Below are 18946 nucleotides of genomic sequence, written 5' to 3' on the forward strand. Positions count from 1 at the left end.
CCCGCGCCGGTCGCCTGCCCTGCTAGAATCAACCTTTCGTCCCACCGCAGGCTCCCACCATCCTTATGTCAGCACCCGCAACCGATCTCTCCGCAGGCGCGCCGTCGGGCCGTCGCCAGATTCTCGTCACGTCGGCCCTTCCGTATGCGAACGGGCAAATCCATATCGGCCATCTGGTCGAATATATCCAGACGGACATCTGGGTCCGGACGTTGCGAATGCACGGTCACGAGGTCTATTACGTGGGCGCCGACGACACGCACGGCACGCCGATCATGCTGCGCGCGGAAAAGGAAGGTCTGACGCCCAAGCAGCTGATCGACCGCGTCTGGCAAGAGCACAAGCGCGATTTCGACGGCTACGGGATTTCGTTCGACAATTACTACTCGACCGATTCCGAGGAAAACCGCGTCCTGAGCGAATCGGTCTATCTCGCGCTGAAGGAAGCCGGCCTGATCGAAGCACGCGACATCGAACAGGCGTATGACCCGGTCAAGGAAATGTTCCTGCCGGATCGCTTCATCAAGGGCGAATGCCCGAAGTGCGGCGCGAAAGACCAGTACGGCGACAGCTGTGAAGTATGCGGATCGACTTACCAGCCGACCGAGCTGATCAATCCGTATTCGGTCGTCTCGGGCGCCACGCCGATTCGCAAGACCTCGACGCACTACTTCTTCCGCTTGTCCGATCCGCGCTGCGAGAATTTCCTGCGCGAGTGGGTGGGCGGTCTGGCGCAGCCGGAAGCCACCAACAAGATGCGCGAATGGCTCGGCGACGCCGGCGAAGCCAGGCTCGCCGACTGGGACATCTCGCGCGACGCGCCGTATTTCGGCTTCGAGATTCCAGGCGCGCCGGGCAAGTATTTCTATGTGTGGCTGGATGCGCCGGTCGGTTACTACGCGAGCTTCAGGAATCTCGCCGAAAAGCGCGGCCTCGATTTCGACGCCTGGGTTCGCAAGGGCTCGAAGACCGAGCAGTACCACTTCATCGGTAAAGACATTCTGTATTTTCACACGCTGTTCTGGCCGGCCATGCTCGAGTTTTCGGGCCACCGCACGCCGACCAACGTGTTCGCGCACGGCTTCCTGACGGTTGACGGCGCGAAGATGTCGAAATCGCGCGGCACCTTCATCACTGCGCAAAGCGTGATCGACACCGGCCTGAATCCGGAATGGCTGCGCTACTACTTCGCGGCGAAGCTGAACAGCACGATGGAAGACCTCGACCTGAACCTCGACGACTTCCAGGCGCGCGTGAACAGCGATCTGGTCGGCAAGTACGTGAACATCGCGAGCCGTGCGGCCGGTTTCCTGATCAAGCGTTTCGACGGCTGCGTACAGGACAGCGCCATGCAGCATCCGTTGCTCGCCACGCTGCGCGCCGCCGTGCCGCAGATCGCCGCGAACTATGAAGCGCGCGAGTACAACCGCGCGCTGCGTCACACCATGGAACTGGCCGACTCGGTCAACGCCTACGTCGACGCCGCCAAACCGTGGGATCAGGCAAAAGACCCGGCGAACGCGGTTGCGCTGCATGAAACCTGCAGCGTGAGCGTCGAGGCATTCCGCCTGCTGTCGCTGGCGTTGAAGCCGGTGTTGCCGAAGCTGGCCGAAGCGGTCGAAGCCTTCCTCGGCATCGAGCCGCTGGTGTGGGCCGACGCGAATGTGCCGCTGAGTTCGGCGCGCCCGATCAACGCGTACAAGCACCTGATGACGCGCGTCGATCCAAAACAGATCGAAGCGCTGCTGGCGGCCAATCGCGATTCGCTGCAGGCCACGCCGGAAGCCGCCGCACCGGCTGGCGCCAAGACCAAATCGAAGGCAAACGCAACCGCCGTCGCCGAGAAGGATGAAACGCCCGGCGTCATCTCGATTGACGACTTCGCCAGGATCGATCTGCGGGTCGCGAAGATCGTCGACTGCAAGGCCGTCGAGGGGTCGGACAAGCTGCTGCAACTGACGCTCGACGTCGGCGAAGAAAAAACGCGCAACGTGTTCTCGGGCATCAAGTCCGCGTATCAGCCGGAGCAGCTGGTCGGCAAGCTGACGGTGATGGTCGCGAATCTCGCGCCGCGCAAGATGAAGTTCGGCCTGTCCGAGGGGATGGTGCTGGCGGCATCGGCCACTGACGAAAAAGCCGAACCGGGCCTGTACGTGCTCGAACCGGACAGCGGCGCGAAGCCGGGTATGCGGGTGAAGTAAAACAGACGCGCGGCGTCGACCGCGGTCGCCACAAGCAAAAACGGCACGCTTTAAAAGGCGTGCCGTTTTTTTATGCCGTTGCTCTGCTCAAACCGCCTTCTCCTCTCGTCACCAGCTGATCCGGTCGAAGCGCCGCGTGTAAAGCAGCTCGAGGCCGTCGAACGTGCCGCCATAGGCCGCGACCGACCAGTACCGCGTCAGATTGACCGTCGCCTTGATCGCATTGCTCGCCGACTGCAGACCCTGCTCGTAGCCGATCACGAGCCACTCGTTGATGGCTTTCGACACCATCACCACCTGCGGATCGGTTAGCCCGACGTCGCTTCGGCCGATCGAAAACTCGTCGAGCCCGAAGGTCTGCGCAATCCGCTTGCCGCTCGCGCTGCCGAGCAACGCGAGCGCCGTGGTCATGGTGCTTTGCTGACCGAGGTTATTGCCTTGGTCCGTGCCGTGACCGAACAGCAGCCACGAGAGCTTTTCGTTGTCCGCCACGTTCGGCTCCGACACCAGCTTCGCGACCGGAGCCTGGATCGTGCCCGTCACCTGCACGCCCGCCTCGACCTGCTGATTGCGGCGCATCGCAAGGATGTTGATGCCGGGATTGGCCACCGGTCCGTTGAACGTGAAGAAGCCGTTCTCGATGCCGAGCTTGCGGCCGAATGCGGTGTAGGTCGACCCCGGCGTCACGCGCACATTGCCGACGGCGCGCAGCGGCAGGTTCGGCGCGCTCATCGCCGTGATCGTGCCGGTCAGGCCGAGATCGGCGCCTTGCCCGCGAAAACGGAAGTTGTTGCCGAGGCTGATGTCGATGTTCGCGCGCGGCGCGAACGGGCCGACCGGCTTGTTGGTGCCGTCCACCGGGACCGGCCGCTCGCCCGCCACCGTGCCGTCCGGACGCACCACCACCACGTCGTCGCCGAGCTTCGGCGCGGACTGCTCCGGCATGTCGAACAATGCGTGATCGACCACGAACTTGCCGTTGATCGCCATGCCGCCCTGCGGCCCCGCGTTCGCGACGCTCGCGCTGCCCGACAGCGACAGGTTGCGGTCGGGCGCGGCGAACAGTTCCAGCTTGTCGGCCACGATGCTGGCGGTCAGATCCGGCTGCGCGCTGTCCAGGCGCACTCGGCCGGTGGCGCGCAAGGTGCCGCTCGCGCCGTGAAATTCGACCTGCTGGAAGTCCACCAGATTTTCCGACAGCGCAATGCGCACCACCCCGTCTTTCAGTTGCACACCCTGGTCGACCATCGTCGCCGACAGTCCGTCGCCGAGCAGCGAGCCGGACAGATTCGGCTTGGCGACCGTGCCGCCGAGCGCGAGCTTGAACGCCAGGTGGCCGTCGAGCAGATAGCTCGGGCCGAACAGGCCGCCGGTCGTTTTCAGCGACGGCACGTTCGCGTTTACGTTGCCGTTCAGCGCGCCCTCTTCGTTGAGCGTGAGAAAGCCGTCGCGCATCACGAGCGTGGTATGCGCATCGGCGTCGAACACGCCGATCCGGCTGGCCTGCGCACGCACGGTGGCGTTGAGCCGGTTGCCGCCGCTGAATTCGGCGCGCGCCGTGATATCCGTAATGCCCAGCGACGCGAGGCCGCGGCCGATTTCAACCGTGACGTCGCCGCCGCGGCGCTTCAACTGGATGTGGCCGCTCGCGGTGCTGCCAAGCGCGAAGTCCCAGTCGCCGTCGAACACCAGATCGGTTTTGACGGCCGGCGGCGTGCCGGTGATCTCGCGCCGCAAATCCTGCAAGCGCGCCAGCGAAACGTCGGTCAAGCTGCCCGCCGACTGGATCTTGCCGTGGTCGAGCGCGAACGATTTGAGGTTCAGCACCGCGCCTTCGAGCGTAAGGCGCGTCGCACCCAATGTGACGCGCTTCGGCCCGGCGCTGACGGCGAGCGGCGACTCGAGATTGAGCGCCGGCGTGCCGCGATTCTGCAGGCGGCTCACCGTGCCGTCCCAACGTGTGCCGTCGCGCGCTTCGGTCAGCTTGCCGTTGGCGGCGAGCGTCAGATCGAGCGGACGGTCCTGCAGCTTGCCGGTAGCCGCCGCCTCGAGCGTGTGGTTCGCACGCGTGCCGGACAGGCGCGCCGTGAGCGTGGTCAGATCGACGCCGCCCGCGCTCAGGCTGCGCGCGTCGGTGGTAAAGACGAGCGCGCCGTTCACGCCGTCGCGCAGTTCGGCGTGGCCCTCCGCGTGGCCGATCCGGTTGGTGCCGAACGCGACGCTGTCGGCCTTGTAGTTCAACACGACGTTCGGATGCGCGAACGAGCCGGTGACGTCGCCATCCGCCGCGACGAGCCCCGCGAGGCCGAAGCCGAGGCGCTCCAGTTGCGGCGCATCGACGCGAAAGCGCAACCGGTCGCCGCGCTCACCGAAGCTGCCTTGCAGATCGACCTGGTTGCCCGCCACCGACAGATTCGCGCGGCTCGGCAGAATCCGCGAACCGGCCAGCTGGACCGTGCCGCCGCCCGTCAGCGGCAGGCCGTCGTAGACGCTTGGGCCGAGCTTGAATTCGGCCTTGGTGGTGAAGATCGGGCCGAGCACGCCGGCCGCCGTCAGCGTGCCGTTCACGCGCGCCTCGATCTTGCGGGCGGGTGGCGCGCCGCGCTTAGGCGGCGTCTTGCGTTGCATTGCGTCGGCCCGCGCCGCGGCCTTAGCCGTGTTTTTCACCGCAGCGGCAGCTTTGTCGCCAGGCGCCGCGCTTTTCGCGCCGGCGGCGCTGGCCGCCTGAGCCGCGCCTTGCGTGCGCTTGACGTTACTCGCCGACTGTCTCGCGGACTTACTCGCCGACTGACTCGCCGACGGCGCCGGGCCAGTCGCCGCCGCGCGCGACGGCATCTGCGAAGTCAGCGTCAACGGATCGAAATCGGTCAGTTGCGCTTTCAGGTTGTAGGTGGAATTCGCGTCGTGCTTGAGCGCACCGGACAGGTCGATGCGGCCCATGCCCGACGTGACGCGCACGTCGTTGAAGCTCATCCGCGCGGGATCGAACGTCACCTTGCCCTGGGCGCGCAACGCCGCTTTCGGGTCGGCGAGATCGAGCGTGAGGCTCTGTATGTCGTCATTCAGACGGATACCGATGGAACCGGCAAGCTGCGTCGGCCGCACGCTCGCTTCGAGCGCGTTCAGATCGAGCCCGGCGACTTGCAGATCGAACTGGCCGCGCTTGCCGGCCAGCGCGCCGCCGCCGGTGAGCGTGGCGCTCTTCACGAGCCGCACGTTCAGATTGGAGATGCGCTGCGTCTGCGCGTCGAGCCGCACGTCGGCGCGGGCGTCGATCAGGGGCAGCAGGTTCTGGTCGATCGCGCCGGGTTTGGCGTTGACGATCGAAACGTGGCCGGCAACCGCGAAACCCGCAGCGGCTTTCTGCGACGCCTCCGTATTGACGCCGCCTTTGCCGTTCTTAACCATGGCGGCCTGCGGGACGCTGGCGGCGTTGGGAGAGCTGGCCGCGCTCACTGCGCCGGAAGCGCTGACGGAACTCGCCGCACTCGATCCAGCATGCGCCTGCCCGTTCACAGCGCTGGCCGCGGCCGCGCCCAACACCACCGTCCCCGCCTCGCCCTGTGCTACCGGCTGCAACTCCGCCCGCACCGCCAGATCCGCCAGCGGCGCACCGGGCGCGAACGCCTGCGGGTTGACGTGATCGAAAGTCAGCGTCGCGCGTTGCAGCGGCACGTCCGCAAACGGCGTCGCTTCGACCTGCGCATGGCCGGAAAGCTTCATGCCGCTCGCATCCAGCTCGGCAGTCAATGTTTCAAGCGAGCCGGTCAGATGCCCGCCGACCTGCACCGGCTCGTTGTTGACCTTGCCCGAATAGCCCAGATCGCCGCTCAGCGGAAACGGCCGCACGCCGTCGAGCTTCGCCGCCGCGGTCACCGCGCCGAACGGCGTGTCGAGCCGGTCGATGGCGGCCTCGTGATGGCGTCCGTCGCTGCGGCCATGAAAGACGAAGCGGGAAAACTCGGTAGTCGATGCCCCCTGCCGCAGGAGGAGCTTGTCGACCTGCACGTCGCGGATGTCGAGTTGCAGCGGCAAGCGCAAGTCTTGCGGCAGCGTCAGCGGTCCGCTGGTGCTCGGCGACGAACCCACCCGCGCGTCGATCGTGCCGATATGCAGATAGTCGATGGCGAAGCGCCAGGGCGCGCGCGTGAGGCCCCAACGGCCGGCCACACGGTCGATCTGGATATCGGTGCCGCTGCCGTCGAGGCTGCGCCAGCGCACCTGGCGCAGTTGCACGCCTTGCGCGAGCGCGCCGCCTTCCAGGGTGCCTGTCAGCCTGCCGCCGAGCAGCTTGACGGCCGCCTGCCACGCATAGCCGGTGCCGCGCTCGGTCGTCAGCGCGCCGTACAGCAGACCGATCGCCACCGCGACCAGCAACACCAGCACCGCGACCGTCCACGCGAACGTTTTCAGCAGCAAACGGCCGAGCCGGCGCCTGGGCGACGGCGCAGAAGGCGGCTGCCCCGCCGGGCGATCGCCCGGCTCTGCGGGTGGTTGAGCGGAAACGTCCGTGGTCATGCGTGGATCATGTGAATGCAGGTGTCCATCAGAAGGCGATCCCGAGCGTCAGATACGGCCGCACGCTCCTGTTGCGAATCCCGTAGGCAATATCGACGTTGACCGGCCCGACCGGACTGCGCCAGCGCGCCCCCACACCGACGCCAGGATAAAAGACTTTCTCGCCCCAGGTGTCGGTGGCGGTGCCGACGTCGAAGAACGCCGCCGCGCCCCAATCGTGACTGAACCAATGCTGATACTCGGCCGCCGCGGTGGCCAGATATTTGGTCGGCAGCACCGAGCCGGAGACGTTATTACCGATGCTCTGATAGCTGTAGCCGCGGATCGAATTCGAGCCGCCCGCGCGGAACAGCAGCGAAGCCGGAATGCCGCTCGAACTGCCGCTCGTGAACACGCCGCCGAGCTCGGCGCGGACCAGCACGAGGTCTTCCTTGCCGATCGGCAGATACTGCTGGCCGCGGGCGTAGCCGCGGATGAACGTCTGGTCGGTCAGCACGCCCTTGACCGCGAAGCCCGCTTCCACGTGAATCAGGTTGCCCGAACGCGGGAACAGCGGGTCGTCGGTATGGCGGCGGGTCCACGACCACGACGGCACCAGCGCCCGGCTGGTGGTCGGCGCAATCGCGTTCTGGTCGAGCCGGTCCTGGTAGAGCAGGATCGCGTAGTTGTAGTCGATGAATTGCGACGTGCGAGCCCGCTGCACACCGGCACGGACACTGTAAATGCGCGTGTCGGAAACGTCCGTGGTGGTGTAGGACGCCAGCACGCTATTAGTCCAGCCACGCGGCCCCGGCGGCATCGCCAGCTGGATTTGCCCATACTGCTGAACCTGGTCGATCCGGCCGTCGATCGTGAACGGCCAGGCCTTGCCGAAGGTGTCGAGATACGAATACGCGCCCTGGATCAGCGGACCGTTGTCGGTCGAGTAGCCGACCCCGCCGCGGATGCTGTTGTACGGATATTCGGACACCTTCACGTGCAGCGGCGTCTCGGCCGGTTTGGCCGGATCGCTATCCACGTCGATGGCGACGCTCGCATAATACGGCGTGTTCTGCAACTGCCGCTGCAATTCGGCGACGCGTTGCACATCGTAGATATCGCCGACCGAAATCGGATTCACGTTATCGACGATCCGCTCCGGATAGCGCCGCGTGCCGGACACGTCGAGCTTGCCCATCGTGAAGGTCGGCCCGCTGTCATATGTGACGGACAGCTTCGCTTCGTGCGTGCGCGGGTCGATCCGCGCCTCCGAGTGGTAAATCTTCGCGCCCAGATAGCGGCGCGCCTGCAACGCCTTGAGCGACGCGTTTTTCGCATTGTCCCAGTCGCCTTGCGAAAACGGATCGCCTTCGCGCAGCGAAAACGCGAAGCGCGCGGCATTTTCCTGCGCCGGGTCTTCGGTCAGCACCGGACCGCGAAACGACAGCGAAATCGACTCGATGGTGGTTTGCGGGCCCGGATCGACGCTCACGGTGACGCGCTTCTTGCCGTCGACGGTTCGCACGTCGGTGCGCACGACCGGCGTGAAATAGCCTTGCGTAGCGGTCAGATCGCGCACCTGCTGGGGCGTCGCGGTGACGAGGAACTCGAACTGGTCGTCGCTGATGTCGGCGCGTTTGGCGAAGCGCGCAATGTCCAGATGCGCTTCGAGCAGCTTGCGCAGCGAGCGCGGCGAGGCCTCGATATCGACCTTGTAGCTGGCGTTGGCGCGCGCGGCGTGGGCGTCGGCCGCGGCCAGCGTCAGCATGACGATGCCGAACGCCAGCCACGCACGCAGCCAACGCCGAACCGGCATCATGCGCCGGTGCAGCCCGCCGGCGGCACCGGCCGCAGCGGCCGCACCGGCTTCAGCGCGCCGTACACGCGGCGTTTCGATCGCACATCCCGCCAAACAGGACCTCCGGCCGTGGTTGATTAAATTCTTTGGTTCGGGCTCGCCGCAGCGTCCGAAGCTCGCTATTTGAACACATCGGCGAGGCCGCGCGATCTCTTGAACCGCCGCTCGCTGGATGGCCAGACGGCGCGCGAGCCGCGCTCTCGCGCCGCATCCGTCGTGGTGCACACGCCCCCGAGCCGGGAGCGCGCCCGCCTTTGACGCGTCGCCGCCGCCCGGGTTCCAGGCGTTTTCGCCAGACGGCGGCTCGCGCCTGCCGCCGTTTTTCGTCCGTGCGCGGCGCTTGCGGTAAAATCGCGCAGTCAACGCAAAGCGGTTGCCTTGCGGATTCCTGTCAGGGGTCGCGAGGACAGCCGCCATTTCACCCATCACGGACGTCGAGCCATGTATCAATCGGACATCACCCAGTTCCTGAACCAGCTCAAGCAACAAAAACCGCATCTGGAAGCTGAACAGCGCCGCGGCCGTTCGCTGCTGTGGGACAAACAGCCGATCGACCTCGAAGAACGCGCCGAACAGAAAGCCTCGCGCGTAGAACAGACGTCTTACTCGTACTATCAAAACTTCTAAGCGCGTGAGTCACGCCGACGAGGCCCACGGCGCTACGCCGGCTCCGGCCGACGCCGCGCTAGCCGCCCCCGCCACCGATTCCACGCCCGACACGGTCGACGGCATCGCGTTCGCACGCCTGTACGGCGAGCCGCTCTTCAAGCTGCCGACGGATCTGTACATTCCGCCGGACGCACTCGAAGTGTTTCTCGAAACCTTCGAAGGTCCGCTGGACCTGTTGCTGTACCTGATCCGCAAGCAGAACTTCAACGTGCTCGACATCCCGATGGCGGACGTCACGGTGCAGTATCTCGGCTACGTCGACCAGTTGCGCCAGACCAATCTCGAACTCGCATCCGAGTATCTGCTGATGGCCGCGATGCTGATCGAGATCAAGTCGCGCATGCTGCTGCCGGTGAAGAAAGCCGATAGCGGCGAAGAAGCCGAAGATCCGCGCGCGGAACTGGTGCGCCGCCTGCTCGAATACGAGCAGATGAAACTCGCCGCGCAGCGCATCGACCAGTTGCCGCAGCTTGGCCGCGATTTCCTGCGCGCCGAGGTGTACATCGAGCAAAGCATCACGCCGCGCTTTCCCGACGTGAACAGCGAAGACCTGCGCGCCGCGTGGGCCGACGTGATCAAACGCGCCAAGCTGGTCCAGCACCACAAGATTTCGCGCGAGGAACTGTCGGTGCGCGAGCACATGAGCACGATCCTGCGGCAACTGCAGAACGCGCGTTTCATGGAATTCTCCGACCTGTTCGACACGAGCAAAGGCGTGCCGGTGGTGGTGGTGAATTTCATCGCGATGCTCGAGCTATGCCGCGAATCGCTGGTCGAAATCACCCAGGCCGAGCCGTTCGCACCGATCTATGTGCGCCTTGCCTATCTGCCGGCATGAAGCGTCACAACAGGCATCAAAGGGGGTGCCAGGCGCAGCTTGCGTGCGCCAGAACAGCTGCCAATGCCTCGTTTCGGTGCACCCCCGCCGCAAATCCACTACAATCCCGCGCTCCGAACCTGTCATTACCAGTGCGGCGGCGGCCCGCGCGATACCCTAAGGTTTTGCGTCAACCGAATCTCGCGCCGCGCGAGGAAATCCCTGTCCGATCATGAAAGTCATCAGCTCGATCCATGAATTGCGCGACCAGTTGCGCGGCCAGAATCGCACCGCCTTCGTGCCGACGATGGGCAACCTGCACGAGGGTCATCTGTCGCTGATGCGTCTGGCGCGCCAGCACGGCGATCCGGTGGTGGCGAGTATCTTCGTGAACCGCTTGCAGTTCGGTCCGAACGAAGATTTCGACAAATACCCGCGCACGCTCGAAGCCGACATCGAAAAGCTGCAGAAGGAAAACGTCTACGTGCTGTTCGCGCCGACGGAAAGCGACCTGTATCCGGAGCCGCAGGAGTACCGCGTGCATCCGCCGCACGATCTGGGCGACATTCTCGAAGGCGAATTCCGGCCGGGCTTCTTCCAGGGCGTGTGCACCGTGGTGATGAAGCTGATGTCGTGCGTGCAGCCGCGCGTCGCAGTGTTCGGCAAGAAGGATTACCAGCAGCTGATGATCGTGCGCAGCATGTGCCACCAATTCGCACTGCCCACCGACATCATCGCCGCGGAAACGGTGCGTGACACCGACGGCCTCGCGCTCAGCTCGCGCAACCGCTATCTGCAAGCCGCCGAGCGCGCCGAGGCGCCGATGCTGGCCGCCGAACTCAATCGCGTGCGCGATGCAGTGCTGTCGGGCGAGCGCGACTTCGCGAAACTCGAACAGGCGGCGATGGCGGAACTGTCCGTGCGCGGCTGGCAGCCCGATTACATCGCGGTGCGCAAGCGCTCGAACCTGCTGCCGCCGGGCCCGCAAGACGAGAACGCAGAACTGGTGGTGCTCGCCGCCGCCAAGCTCGGCGCCACCCGTCTGATCGACAACCTCGAAATCTGAATCTGACGCTGTCCTGGTCCGCGCGAACGCGCACAAGAAGCCACAAGGGATTGATCATGCAACGCAACATGCTGAAGTCGAAGATCCACCGTGTCGCGGTCACGCACTGCGAGCTGCACTACGAAGGCTCGTGCGCGATCGACGAAGACTTGCTCGAAGCCGCGAACATCGTCGAAAACGAACGGATCGACATCTGGAACATCAACAACGGCGAGCGCTTCTCGACCTACGCGATCAAGGGCGAACGCGGCAGCGGCATGATTTCGCTGAACGGTTCGGCGGCGCGGCGCGCGCAGCTGGGCGATCTGGTGATCATCGCAGCGTTCGCGGTGGTCGACGAAGCGGAGCTGAAGGCAGGCTGGAAGCCGGATCTGGTGTTCGTCGACGAGAACAATAAGATCAAGGGCAGCCGCGATCACGTGCCGACCCAGAACTGGACCTGAGACCGGGATCCATCGCGCGGTTCCATGCAGCGGGCGGCCGCGCCGCCTGCTAAAACTAACCCGCCTAACCCGCCTGCCGACCCTTCCGCCAACGCGCCCTCAGGCCTTCTTGCCGGCCGCGTTCGTCCATTCGACGATCGGCTGCCATTGCTCCAGGTCCTTCTCCACGCGGCTTTTCGCGACGTCCCACAAGGTCAGGCCGTGCGCGGCCAATTGCACGTAATTCTGCGTATCGCGCAGAAAACCGAGCACCGGCAGCTGCAAACCCTCGACAAATCGATGCAGCTGCTCCGCTGAACGCGTGCGCGCATCGACCCGCATGCCGACCACGCCGATCTCGATCGCGCCCTTCCGGACCGCTTTTTCCTTCGCCAGGCGCTCGAGAAAATCCTGGGTGGCGAGAATATCGAACAGCGACGGCTGCAATGGCACGATCACCTTGTCCGCCAGATCCAGCGCGATATTCAGGCGGTGGCCGTGCAACCCGGCCGGCGTATCGACCACCGCATGCTCCAGGCCCTTCGGCGGCTTGACCGGCGCATCCTGGTCAACCTCCCAGGTTTCGATGGCCGGCAACGTGGCGGGCCGCAGCGACAGCCACGCATGCGCGGACTGCTGCCTGTCCAGGTCCGCCAATGCGACCCATTCGCCTGCCGCCGCGAAATAGCCCGCCAGATTGGTCGACAGCGTGCTTTTGCCCACGCCGCCTTTCGGATTCGCCACCACGATCACCGTCATGAATTCTCCCGGGAAGAAGGCCGGCGCTGCCAGCCGGTTTGCCGCGCTTTTTGCTCAGAGTTGCGTTGGTGTGCCCCGATCCGCACCGGTTTCAGGGCACTTGCCGATCCAGCCGTTGATAATATCGACAAATGCATCAGGGCCGAAGCCCCGGACGGCTAATTACCGGCCCGCTACAGCCGATTATTCCATCGAGGATCCGAATCCCATGAGCAAACTGCGCCCCGAATACACGATAGACCGCCTGCACGAACGCCAGCAGGGCAAGCTGCCCGGCTTGCTGGGCGTGCATGTCCTCGAACTGGCGCAAGGCACCTTGACCGCAGAATTGACCGTGCGCAGCGAATTGCTCGCGCCGAACGGTTTTTTGCACGCGGCTACTGTGATCGGTCTGGCCGACACCGCCTGCGGCTACGCGTGCCTCGCGCATTTGCCCGAGACGGCGCGCAATTTCACGACCATCGAGCTGAAGAGCAACTTCCTCGGCACCGCCAACGAAGGCACGATCCGCGCGGTCGCCAAGAGCGTGCATCTGGGCCGCAGCACGCAGGTGTGGGACGCCACCGTCACCGATCCGAACGGCAAGACGATGGCGCTGTTTCGCTGCACCCAGATCGTGTTGTATTGACTGAATGGCGCGACGCGCAGCGCCATGAAAAAAGCACGCGGCCTCACGGCGCGTGCTTTTCTATTGCCCGGTGGACCGGACCGCCAGAGCGGTTCGACGAACCGCCAGTGCGGCGGTTCAGGCGTGCTTCAGGCGTATGAAGCGCGTATCAAGCGCGTATCAAGCAGCCTTTCCAGCAGCGACGGTGCGCGGCGCCTTCGCCCCGCTCAACGCCAGCGCGCCGCCGCCGAGCAGCGACTGCACCGCCAGCGTCACCGCCCAGAACGCCGGATATTCCCATCCGCCATTCGGCGACGCGAATCCCCAGCCGTTGTGCAGATGCGCCGACATCGCGCCGAGCATGAACGGCAGCAGCACCAGCGCGACCCAGCGGACCTGCACGCCAAGCAACAAAGCGATGCCGCCGATCAGCTCGACGAACGCCGTCAGATAACCGAGCCAGCCCGGCAGGCCCAGCGAAACAAAAAACTGCGCCGTGCCAGGCAGCGTGAAAACAAAAATCTTCTGCAGGCTGTGCGCGAGATAGAGAACGCCCAAGGCGAGGCGAAGCAGTAAAGCGGCCAGATCGGCGGAGCGGTTCGAATTCATGGCAGGTCCTGTGGAGAGAGGCGGCGCATTTCCGCCGTCGATGCAAAGAACTTTATTCGAACCTCCGCGAGCGAAAAACCCTTTCGGACGCTTTGATTATTTCTTATTGAGAGTTAATCGGCGCAGCCCGGCTGCAACCCGGCTGACATAGATCAGCCAATCGCCATGAACAGCTTCGGCAGATCGAGATGCGCGGCCAGCGTGTCGGCCAGGCGATCCAGCGAGGCTTCGCGCAGCGCCGGGTAGTCGATCTGCTCGGCGCCGCTCAGCCCCGCCCACGCCAGCAGCGCGGCGCAGGCGGCCGGGGTGTCGAACAGACCGTGCACGTAGGTGGCGAGAATTTGCCCATCGGCGGAAATCGCGCCGTCGGGATGCGCGTGTTGCGCTTCGCCCAGTTGCAGCGCGGGCGAAGCCAGCGCCGAGCCTTGCGTTGCGCCCATGTGAATCTCGTAGCCTGCCACCTCGGGCGCGCCCGGCAACGCGAGGCGTCCGGTCACGTTCTTCAGCGTTTTCTCGCGCGTCAGCACGGTCGAATAGTCGAGCCAGCCGAGGCCCGCGAACGTGCCCGGCGCACCTTCCACGCCATGCGGATCGGCCACTTCGCGACCGAGCATCTGCATGCCGCCGCAAATGCCGATCACGCGGCCGCCGTACCGCAGGTGCCGTTCCAGCACCGCGTCCCAGCCTTGTGCGCGCAGATACGCCAGGTCGCCCGGCACGTTCTTCGAACCCGGCAGGATGATCAGATCCGCTGGAGGCGGCGGCGTGCCGCTTCTCACGTAATGAAAATCGACCTGCGGATGGGCGCGCAGCGCGTCGAAATCGGTGTGATTGCTGATGTGCGGCAGCACCGGCACGACCACGCGCAACATGCGTCCGGCGTCGCCGCTGTGCGCTGCGCGCAGTTCGGGCGGCAGCATGTCTTCGGCGTCGAGCGTGAGACCGTGCAGATACGGCACGACGCCCAGCACCGGCTTGCCGGTTTTCGCTTCGAGCCAGTCGAGGCCGGGCTTCAGCAAGCCGACGTCGCCGCGAAACCGGTTGATGATGAAGCCGCGCACGCGCGCCTGCTCGCTCGCCGACAAACACGCGAGCGTGCCGGTCAGATGCGCGAACACGCCGCCTCGATCGATATCGGCCACCAGCACGACCGGGCAATCGACCGCTTCCGCAAAACCCATGTTGGCGATGTCGCGATCACGCAGATTGATTTCGGCGGGACTGCCCGCGCCTTCGACGAAAATCGTGTCGTACGCCGCTTGCAAACGCGCATACGATTCCAGCACCGCCTCGAGCGCCAGCGGCTTGTAGTCGTGATACGCGCGTGCATCGAGATTCATGCGCGCCTTGCCGTGGATGATCACCTGCGCGCCGCGGTCGCTGGTCGGCTTGAGCAGCACCGGATTGAGATCCGTGTGCGCGGCAATCCCCGCGGCGACCGCCTGTAAGGCCTGCGCACGGCCGATCTCGCCGCCGTCGATCGTCACCGCGCTGTTGAGCGCCATGTTCTGCGGCTTGAACGGCGCGACCCGCACGCCGGCGCGCCGCGCGAGCCGGCACAAGCCGGCGACCAGCGTGCTCTTGCCCGCATCGGACGTGGTGCCCTGAATCATCAGCGTGCCGCGCGGCACGGGTACATCGTCAAGCACGGTCGAAGTGGTGGTCACGGAAAATTGAGCTCAGCGGTGAAAAAGGCAATCAAGCGGCAACGAAGCCGTGACGAAGCGACAATGAGGCGGTAATTAAACGGCTATGAAGCGAGCTATCAAGCGGACTATAAAGCGGGCTATAAAGCGGGCTACGAAGCGGGCCACGAAGCGGCTACGAAGCGACAATGAAGCGGCTATGAAGCAGCGATGAAGCAATTCGAACGCGGCATTATCCCATCGCGCCGGGAGCGGGTGCGCGCCGGTACAATCACGCGATGATTTCCCGCGACCTCACCTTCGTTCTCGGCGGCGCCCGTTCGGGCAAAAGCGTGCATGCCGAACAGCTGGCGAACGACAGCGCGCTCGCCGTCACGTACGTCGCCACCGCGCGCGTGGCCGACGACGCCGAATTCAGCGCGCGTATCGCGCATCATCGCGAGCGGCGTCCGGCGCACTGGCAGTTGCTGGAAGCGCCCGTCGATCTCGCCGGCGCCGTCACGCAAACTGACGCGCCCGGCCGCTGCATCCTGATCGACTGTCTGACATTGTGGCTCGCCAATTTATTGTGTCCGCCTGATGGCGACAGTGTGCCCATCGATCGCTATCACGCCTATCTCACCGCATTCGAGGCCGCGCTTTTTGACGCCAAAGGAAAGATCATCGTGGTCAGCAACGAAATCGGCCTGGGCGTGGTGCCGCTCGGCGCGGCCACGCGGCTCTATGTCGACGAACTCGGGCGGCTCAATCAACGTATCGCCGCGTTGAGCACCCAGGTCACGATGATGGTCGCGGGCTTGCCGCTCGCATTGAAAACAGCGGGCCGCGCGTGATGCTCTCGCTCCCCATGCTCGTTACGCTGGCGACCGCCGGCGTCGCCGTCGACCGTTGGTTCGGCGAGCCGCGCCTCGCGCATCCGCTGGTCGGCTTCGGCAAACTCGCGATGCGCCTCGAAGCGCGCTACAACACCGGCCGGCGCTTGCGGCCCAAGGGTCTGCTCGCGTGGTCGCTGGCGGTCATGCCGCCGGTGCTGATCGCCTGGTGGCTGGTCAGCGTGCTGCCGTTTTTGGCGGCCTGCGCCGTGCACGTCGCGTTGCTGTGGTTCGCGCTCGGCGCGCGCAGTCTGCACGATCACATCGCGCCGATCGCCCAGGCGTTGCAGCAACGCGATCTCGCGCAAGCGCGTTTGCTGACCTCGCGCATCGTGTCGCGCGAAACCGCGCATGCCGACGAAGCCGCGCTGTCGCGCGCCGCTGTCGAATCGGCGCTCGAAAACGGCAACGACGCGATCTTCGGCGCGCTGTTCTGGTTTGCGATCGCGGGCGGCCCGGGCGCGCTCGGTTTTCGTCTGGCCAATACGCTCGACGCGATGTGGGGCTATCGCACACCGCGCTATTTGCGCTTCGGCTGGGCCGCCGCGCGGCTCGACGACGTGCTCAACTGGATTCCCGCGCGTCTCACCGCGGCGAGCTACGCGCTGCTCGGCGACACGCGCACGGCGTGGCGTTGCTGGCGCGAGCAGGCGCCGCGCTGGGACAGCCCGAACGCCGGGCCGGTGATGGCCGCGGGCGCCGGCAGTCTGAACGTGTTGATCGGCGGCGCGGCGGTTTATCACGGCGCGCTCGAACATCGGCCGACGCTCGGCGCCGGACAACCGGCGAACGCCGGCCATGTAACGGCGGCGTTGATGCTGGTCGAGCGCACGGTCATTCTCTGGCTGGCGGTGCTGATCGTGCTGGCTTTGCTGAGCGTGCCTTTTCATGGTTGAGCGCATAAATAAGCACATAAGTGAACGCATGAACGAGCGCATGAACGAGCGCATACATGAGCGCATGGCCGGCCGCACGGCTGATCTCATGGCCGATTCCAGCGCCGCGGTCCACGGCGGCAATCTGCACGAAGCCGCCGAGCGCTACGGCATTCCGTACGCGCAATGGCTCGACCTGTCGACCGGCATCAATCCGCACGGCTATCCGGTGCCGCCCGTTCCCGCCGATGCATGGCGCCGCCTGCCCGACGAAGGCGACGGCTTTGCCGCCTGCGCCGCGCGTTACTACGGCGCGCCCGATGCCGCGCACGTGCTGCCCGTCGCCGGCAGCCAGGCGGCGATTCGCGCGCTGCCGTCGTTGCTGCCGCGCGCGACGGTCGGCATCGCGCCGCTCACGTACAGCGAATATGCGCCCGCTTTCCAGCGGGCCGGACATCGGGTTTTGCCGCTGGACGTGTCGTGCGATACCTTGCCCGACGCGCTCACGCATGGGGTTGTCGTCAATCCGAATAATCCGACTGCGGAGCATCTGAGCGCCGGCAGGCTGCTGCAATGGCACGCGCAACTGAGCGCGCGCGGCGGCTCACTGCTTGTCGATGAAGCCTTTGCCGATACGATGCCGTCGGCGTCGCTCGCCTCATGCACCGATCGCAACGGCTTGATCGTCTTGCGCTCGCCGGGGAAATTCTTCGGCCTGGCAGGCGTACGCGCGGGCTTCGTACTTGGCGCGCCGGCGTTGCTCGACGCGTTGCGTCGTACGCTCGGCGCGTGGACCGTCAGCGGCCCGGCTCGTCATGCCGTCAAAGCCGCGTTTGAAGACGAAGCCTGGCAGCGGCAAATGCATGCCCGCCTCGCTGCCGACAGCGCGCGTCTCGTGAACCTGTTGCATGCACAAGGTCTTGCCACGCGCAGCACGCCGCTTTTCGCATGGTGCGCCGATGCACGCGCCGCCGCTTTGCATGACGAATTGGCGCGGCGCGGCGTCTGGACACGGCTGTTCACGGCGTCCGGCAGCGTACGCTTCGGCTTGCCGGCGAGCGAGGCTGAATGGACGCGCTTCGACGAGAGTTTGTGCGAGGGCATGCGCATGATCGACAGCGTCGGCGCCCGATGATCCGGCTCCCCCGCTTCGCCATCGCCGCCGCGCTTTTTGCCAGCGCGCTGCACGCGCACGCCGCAATCACCGTGACCGACGACACCGGCGCGACCGTCACCCTGCCCGCCCCCGCGCAACGCGTGATCAGCCTCGCGCCGCACGTCACCGAACTGCTCTATGCCGCGGGCGGCGGCACGCGACTGGTCGGCGCGGTGTCCTACAGCGACTATCCGCCTGAAGCGAAACAACTGCCGCGCGTCGGCGACAACAAGGCGCTCGATCTCGAACGCATCGCCGAGTTGAAGCCCGATCTGATCGTCGTGTGGCGGCATGGCAATGCGCAGCGTCAACTCGACCGTCTGCGCGACATGCATGTGCCGTTGTTCTTCAGCGAGCCGCATCATCTCGACGACGTCGCCGTGTCGCTGACCAGACTCGGGCAATTGCTCGGCACCTCGCCGACCGCCGATGCCGCAGCGGCTGCGTTCCGTCACGACATCGCGCAATTGCGAACGCGGTACGCGAGCCGGCCGCCTGTCAGCGTGTTCTACCAGGTGTGGGATCAGCCGTTGATGACGCTCAACGGCGAGCACATGGTCAGCGACGCGATTGCGCTGTGCGGCGGCCGCAACGTGTTCGCGAAACTGGAACCGCTGGTGCCGACCGTCTCGACTGAAGCGGTGCTCGCCGCCAATCCGGAGGCGATCGTCACCGCCGCGCCCGGCGCGACCAGGCCCGCCACGACCTTGCCGCAACTCGACAGCTGGCGCGTATGGCCGGGCTTGAAAGCGGTGGCGAACAACAACCTGTTCGCCATCGACGGCGATTTGATCAACCGCCCGGCGCCACGCATCGCGCAAGGGGCGAAGCAGTTATGCGAGGACCTGGATGTGGCGCGTTCGCGGAGGAAGAGCGGCGCGCAGTGACGCCG

General features: G+C 65.5%; 15 protein-coding genes. 10 read left to right on the plus strand and 5 right to left on the minus strand.

Annotation, left to right across the window (positions count from 1 at the left end; translation table 11 throughout):
• The first annotated feature begins 65 nt into the window (after positions 1-65).
• Complete coding sequence (gene metG, locus AC3WLT_RS06490) at positions 66-2201, plus strand: methionine--tRNA ligase (RefSeq protein ID WP_492591082.1); 2136 nt, start codon at positions 66-68, stop codon at positions 2199-2201.
• A gap of 108 nt (positions 2202-2309) precedes the next feature.
• Here the strand turns inward: metG and AC3WLT_RS06495 are convergent, their stop codons facing one another.
• Together AC3WLT_RS06495 and AC3WLT_RS06500 are read right to left on the minus strand one after the other, a co-directional pair.
• Positions 2310-6719, minus strand: coding sequence for a translocation/assembly module TamB domain-containing protein (locus AC3WLT_RS06495; RefSeq protein WP_492591083.1), 4410 nt, complete (start codon positions 6717-6719; stop codon positions 2310-2312).
• A 28-nt stretch (positions 6720-6747) separates the two neighbouring features.
• A complete protein-coding gene (locus AC3WLT_RS06500; protein ID WP_492591084.1) occupies positions 6748-8610 on the minus strand; it encodes an autotransporter assembly complex protein TamA in 1863 nt (620 codons plus the stop codon).
• 387 nt (positions 8611-8997) lie between these two features.
• Between AC3WLT_RS06500 and AC3WLT_RS06505 the strand changes: the two genes are divergently transcribed.
• The 4 genes from AC3WLT_RS06505 (at position 8998) to panD (ending at position 11551) form a co-directional block, all read left to right on the plus strand.
• Positions 8998-9183, plus strand: a complete 186-nt coding sequence (locus AC3WLT_RS06505; protein ID WP_492591085.1) for a DUF3460 family protein — start codon at positions 8998-9000, stop codon at positions 9181-9183.
• Positions 9184-9187: 4 nt separating this feature from the next.
• Positions 9188-10063, plus strand: coding sequence for a segregation and condensation protein A (locus AC3WLT_RS06510; RefSeq protein ID WP_492591086.1), 876 nt, complete (start codon positions 9188-9190; stop codon positions 10061-10063).
• Positions 10064-10274: 211 nt separating this feature from the next.
• Positions 10275-11108: a pantoate--beta-alanine ligase gene (gene panC / locus AC3WLT_RS06515; protein ID WP_492591087.1), complete on the plus strand. Its 834-nt coding sequence runs from the start codon at positions 10275-10277 to the stop codon at positions 11106-11108.
• A gap of 56 nt (positions 11109-11164) precedes the next feature.
• Complete coding sequence (panD, locus tag AC3WLT_RS06520; RefSeq protein ID WP_006048527.1) at positions 11165-11551, plus strand: aspartate 1-decarboxylase; 387 nt, start codon at positions 11165-11167, stop codon at positions 11549-11551.
• Positions 11552-11650: 99 nt separating this feature from the next.
• Here panD and AC3WLT_RS06525 read toward each other — a convergent pair whose 3' ends face one another.
• Positions 11651-12289 carry a ParA family protein gene (locus tag AC3WLT_RS06525; protein ID WP_492591088.1) on the minus strand — a complete coding sequence of 213 codons (639 nt, stop codon included), beginning with the start codon at positions 12287-12289 and terminating at the stop codon, positions 11651-11653.
• A gap of 208 nt (positions 12290-12497) precedes the next feature.
• On the opposite strand from AC3WLT_RS06525, the gene AC3WLT_RS06530 reads away from it, so the two are divergent.
• Entirely contained in the window at positions 12498-12917 is a 420-nt protein-coding gene (locus tag AC3WLT_RS06530; RefSeq protein WP_492591089.1) for a PaaI family thioesterase, read from the plus strand.
• Positions 12918-13076: 159 nt separating this feature from the next.
• Here AC3WLT_RS06530 and AC3WLT_RS06535 read toward each other — a convergent pair whose 3' ends face one another.
• Positions 13077-13505, minus strand: a complete 429-nt coding sequence (locus AC3WLT_RS06535; RefSeq protein WP_492591090.1) for a DoxX family protein — start codon at positions 13503-13505, stop codon at positions 13077-13079.
• A 152-nt stretch (positions 13506-13657) separates the two neighbouring features.
• Entirely contained in the window at positions 13658-15118 is a 1461-nt protein-coding gene (locus tag AC3WLT_RS06540; RefSeq protein ID WP_492591181.1) for a cobyric acid synthase, read from the minus strand.
• Positions 15119-15429: 311 nt separating this feature from the next.
• Here AC3WLT_RS06540 and cobU point away from each other — a divergent pair, with 311 nt between their 5' ends.
• From cobU to AC3WLT_RS06560, 4 genes are all read left to right on the plus strand, one after another.
• Positions 15430-15984, plus strand: coding sequence for a bifunctional adenosylcobinamide kinase/adenosylcobinamide-phosphate guanylyltransferase (cobU, locus tag AC3WLT_RS06545; protein ID WP_492591091.1), 555 nt, complete (start codon positions 15430-15432; stop codon positions 15982-15984).
• Positions 15984-16919: an adenosylcobinamide-phosphate synthase CbiB gene (cbiB, locus tag AC3WLT_RS06550; RefSeq protein WP_492591092.1), complete on the plus strand. Its 936-nt coding sequence runs from the start codon at positions 15984-15986 to the stop codon at positions 16917-16919. Before cobU ends, cbiB begins: the two co-directional genes overlap by 1 nt.
• Before the next feature lie 64 nt (positions 16920-16983).
• A complete protein-coding gene (gene cobD / locus AC3WLT_RS06555; protein ID WP_492591182.1) occupies positions 16984-18033 on the plus strand; it encodes a threonine-phosphate decarboxylase CobD in 1050 nt (349 codons plus the stop codon).
• The gene (locus tag AC3WLT_RS06560) at positions 18030-18941 is read left to right on the plus strand and encodes a cobalamin-binding protein (protein WP_492591093.1); all 912 of its coding nucleotides are present in this window, start codon (positions 18030-18032) and stop codon (positions 18939-18941) included. The genes cobD and AC3WLT_RS06560 overlap by 4 nt, the downstream gene beginning before the upstream one ends.
• The last annotated feature ends 5 nt before the right edge of the window (positions 18942-18946 follow it).

This window comes from Paraburkholderia sp. FW306-2-2C-D06C (assembly GCF_058781505.1).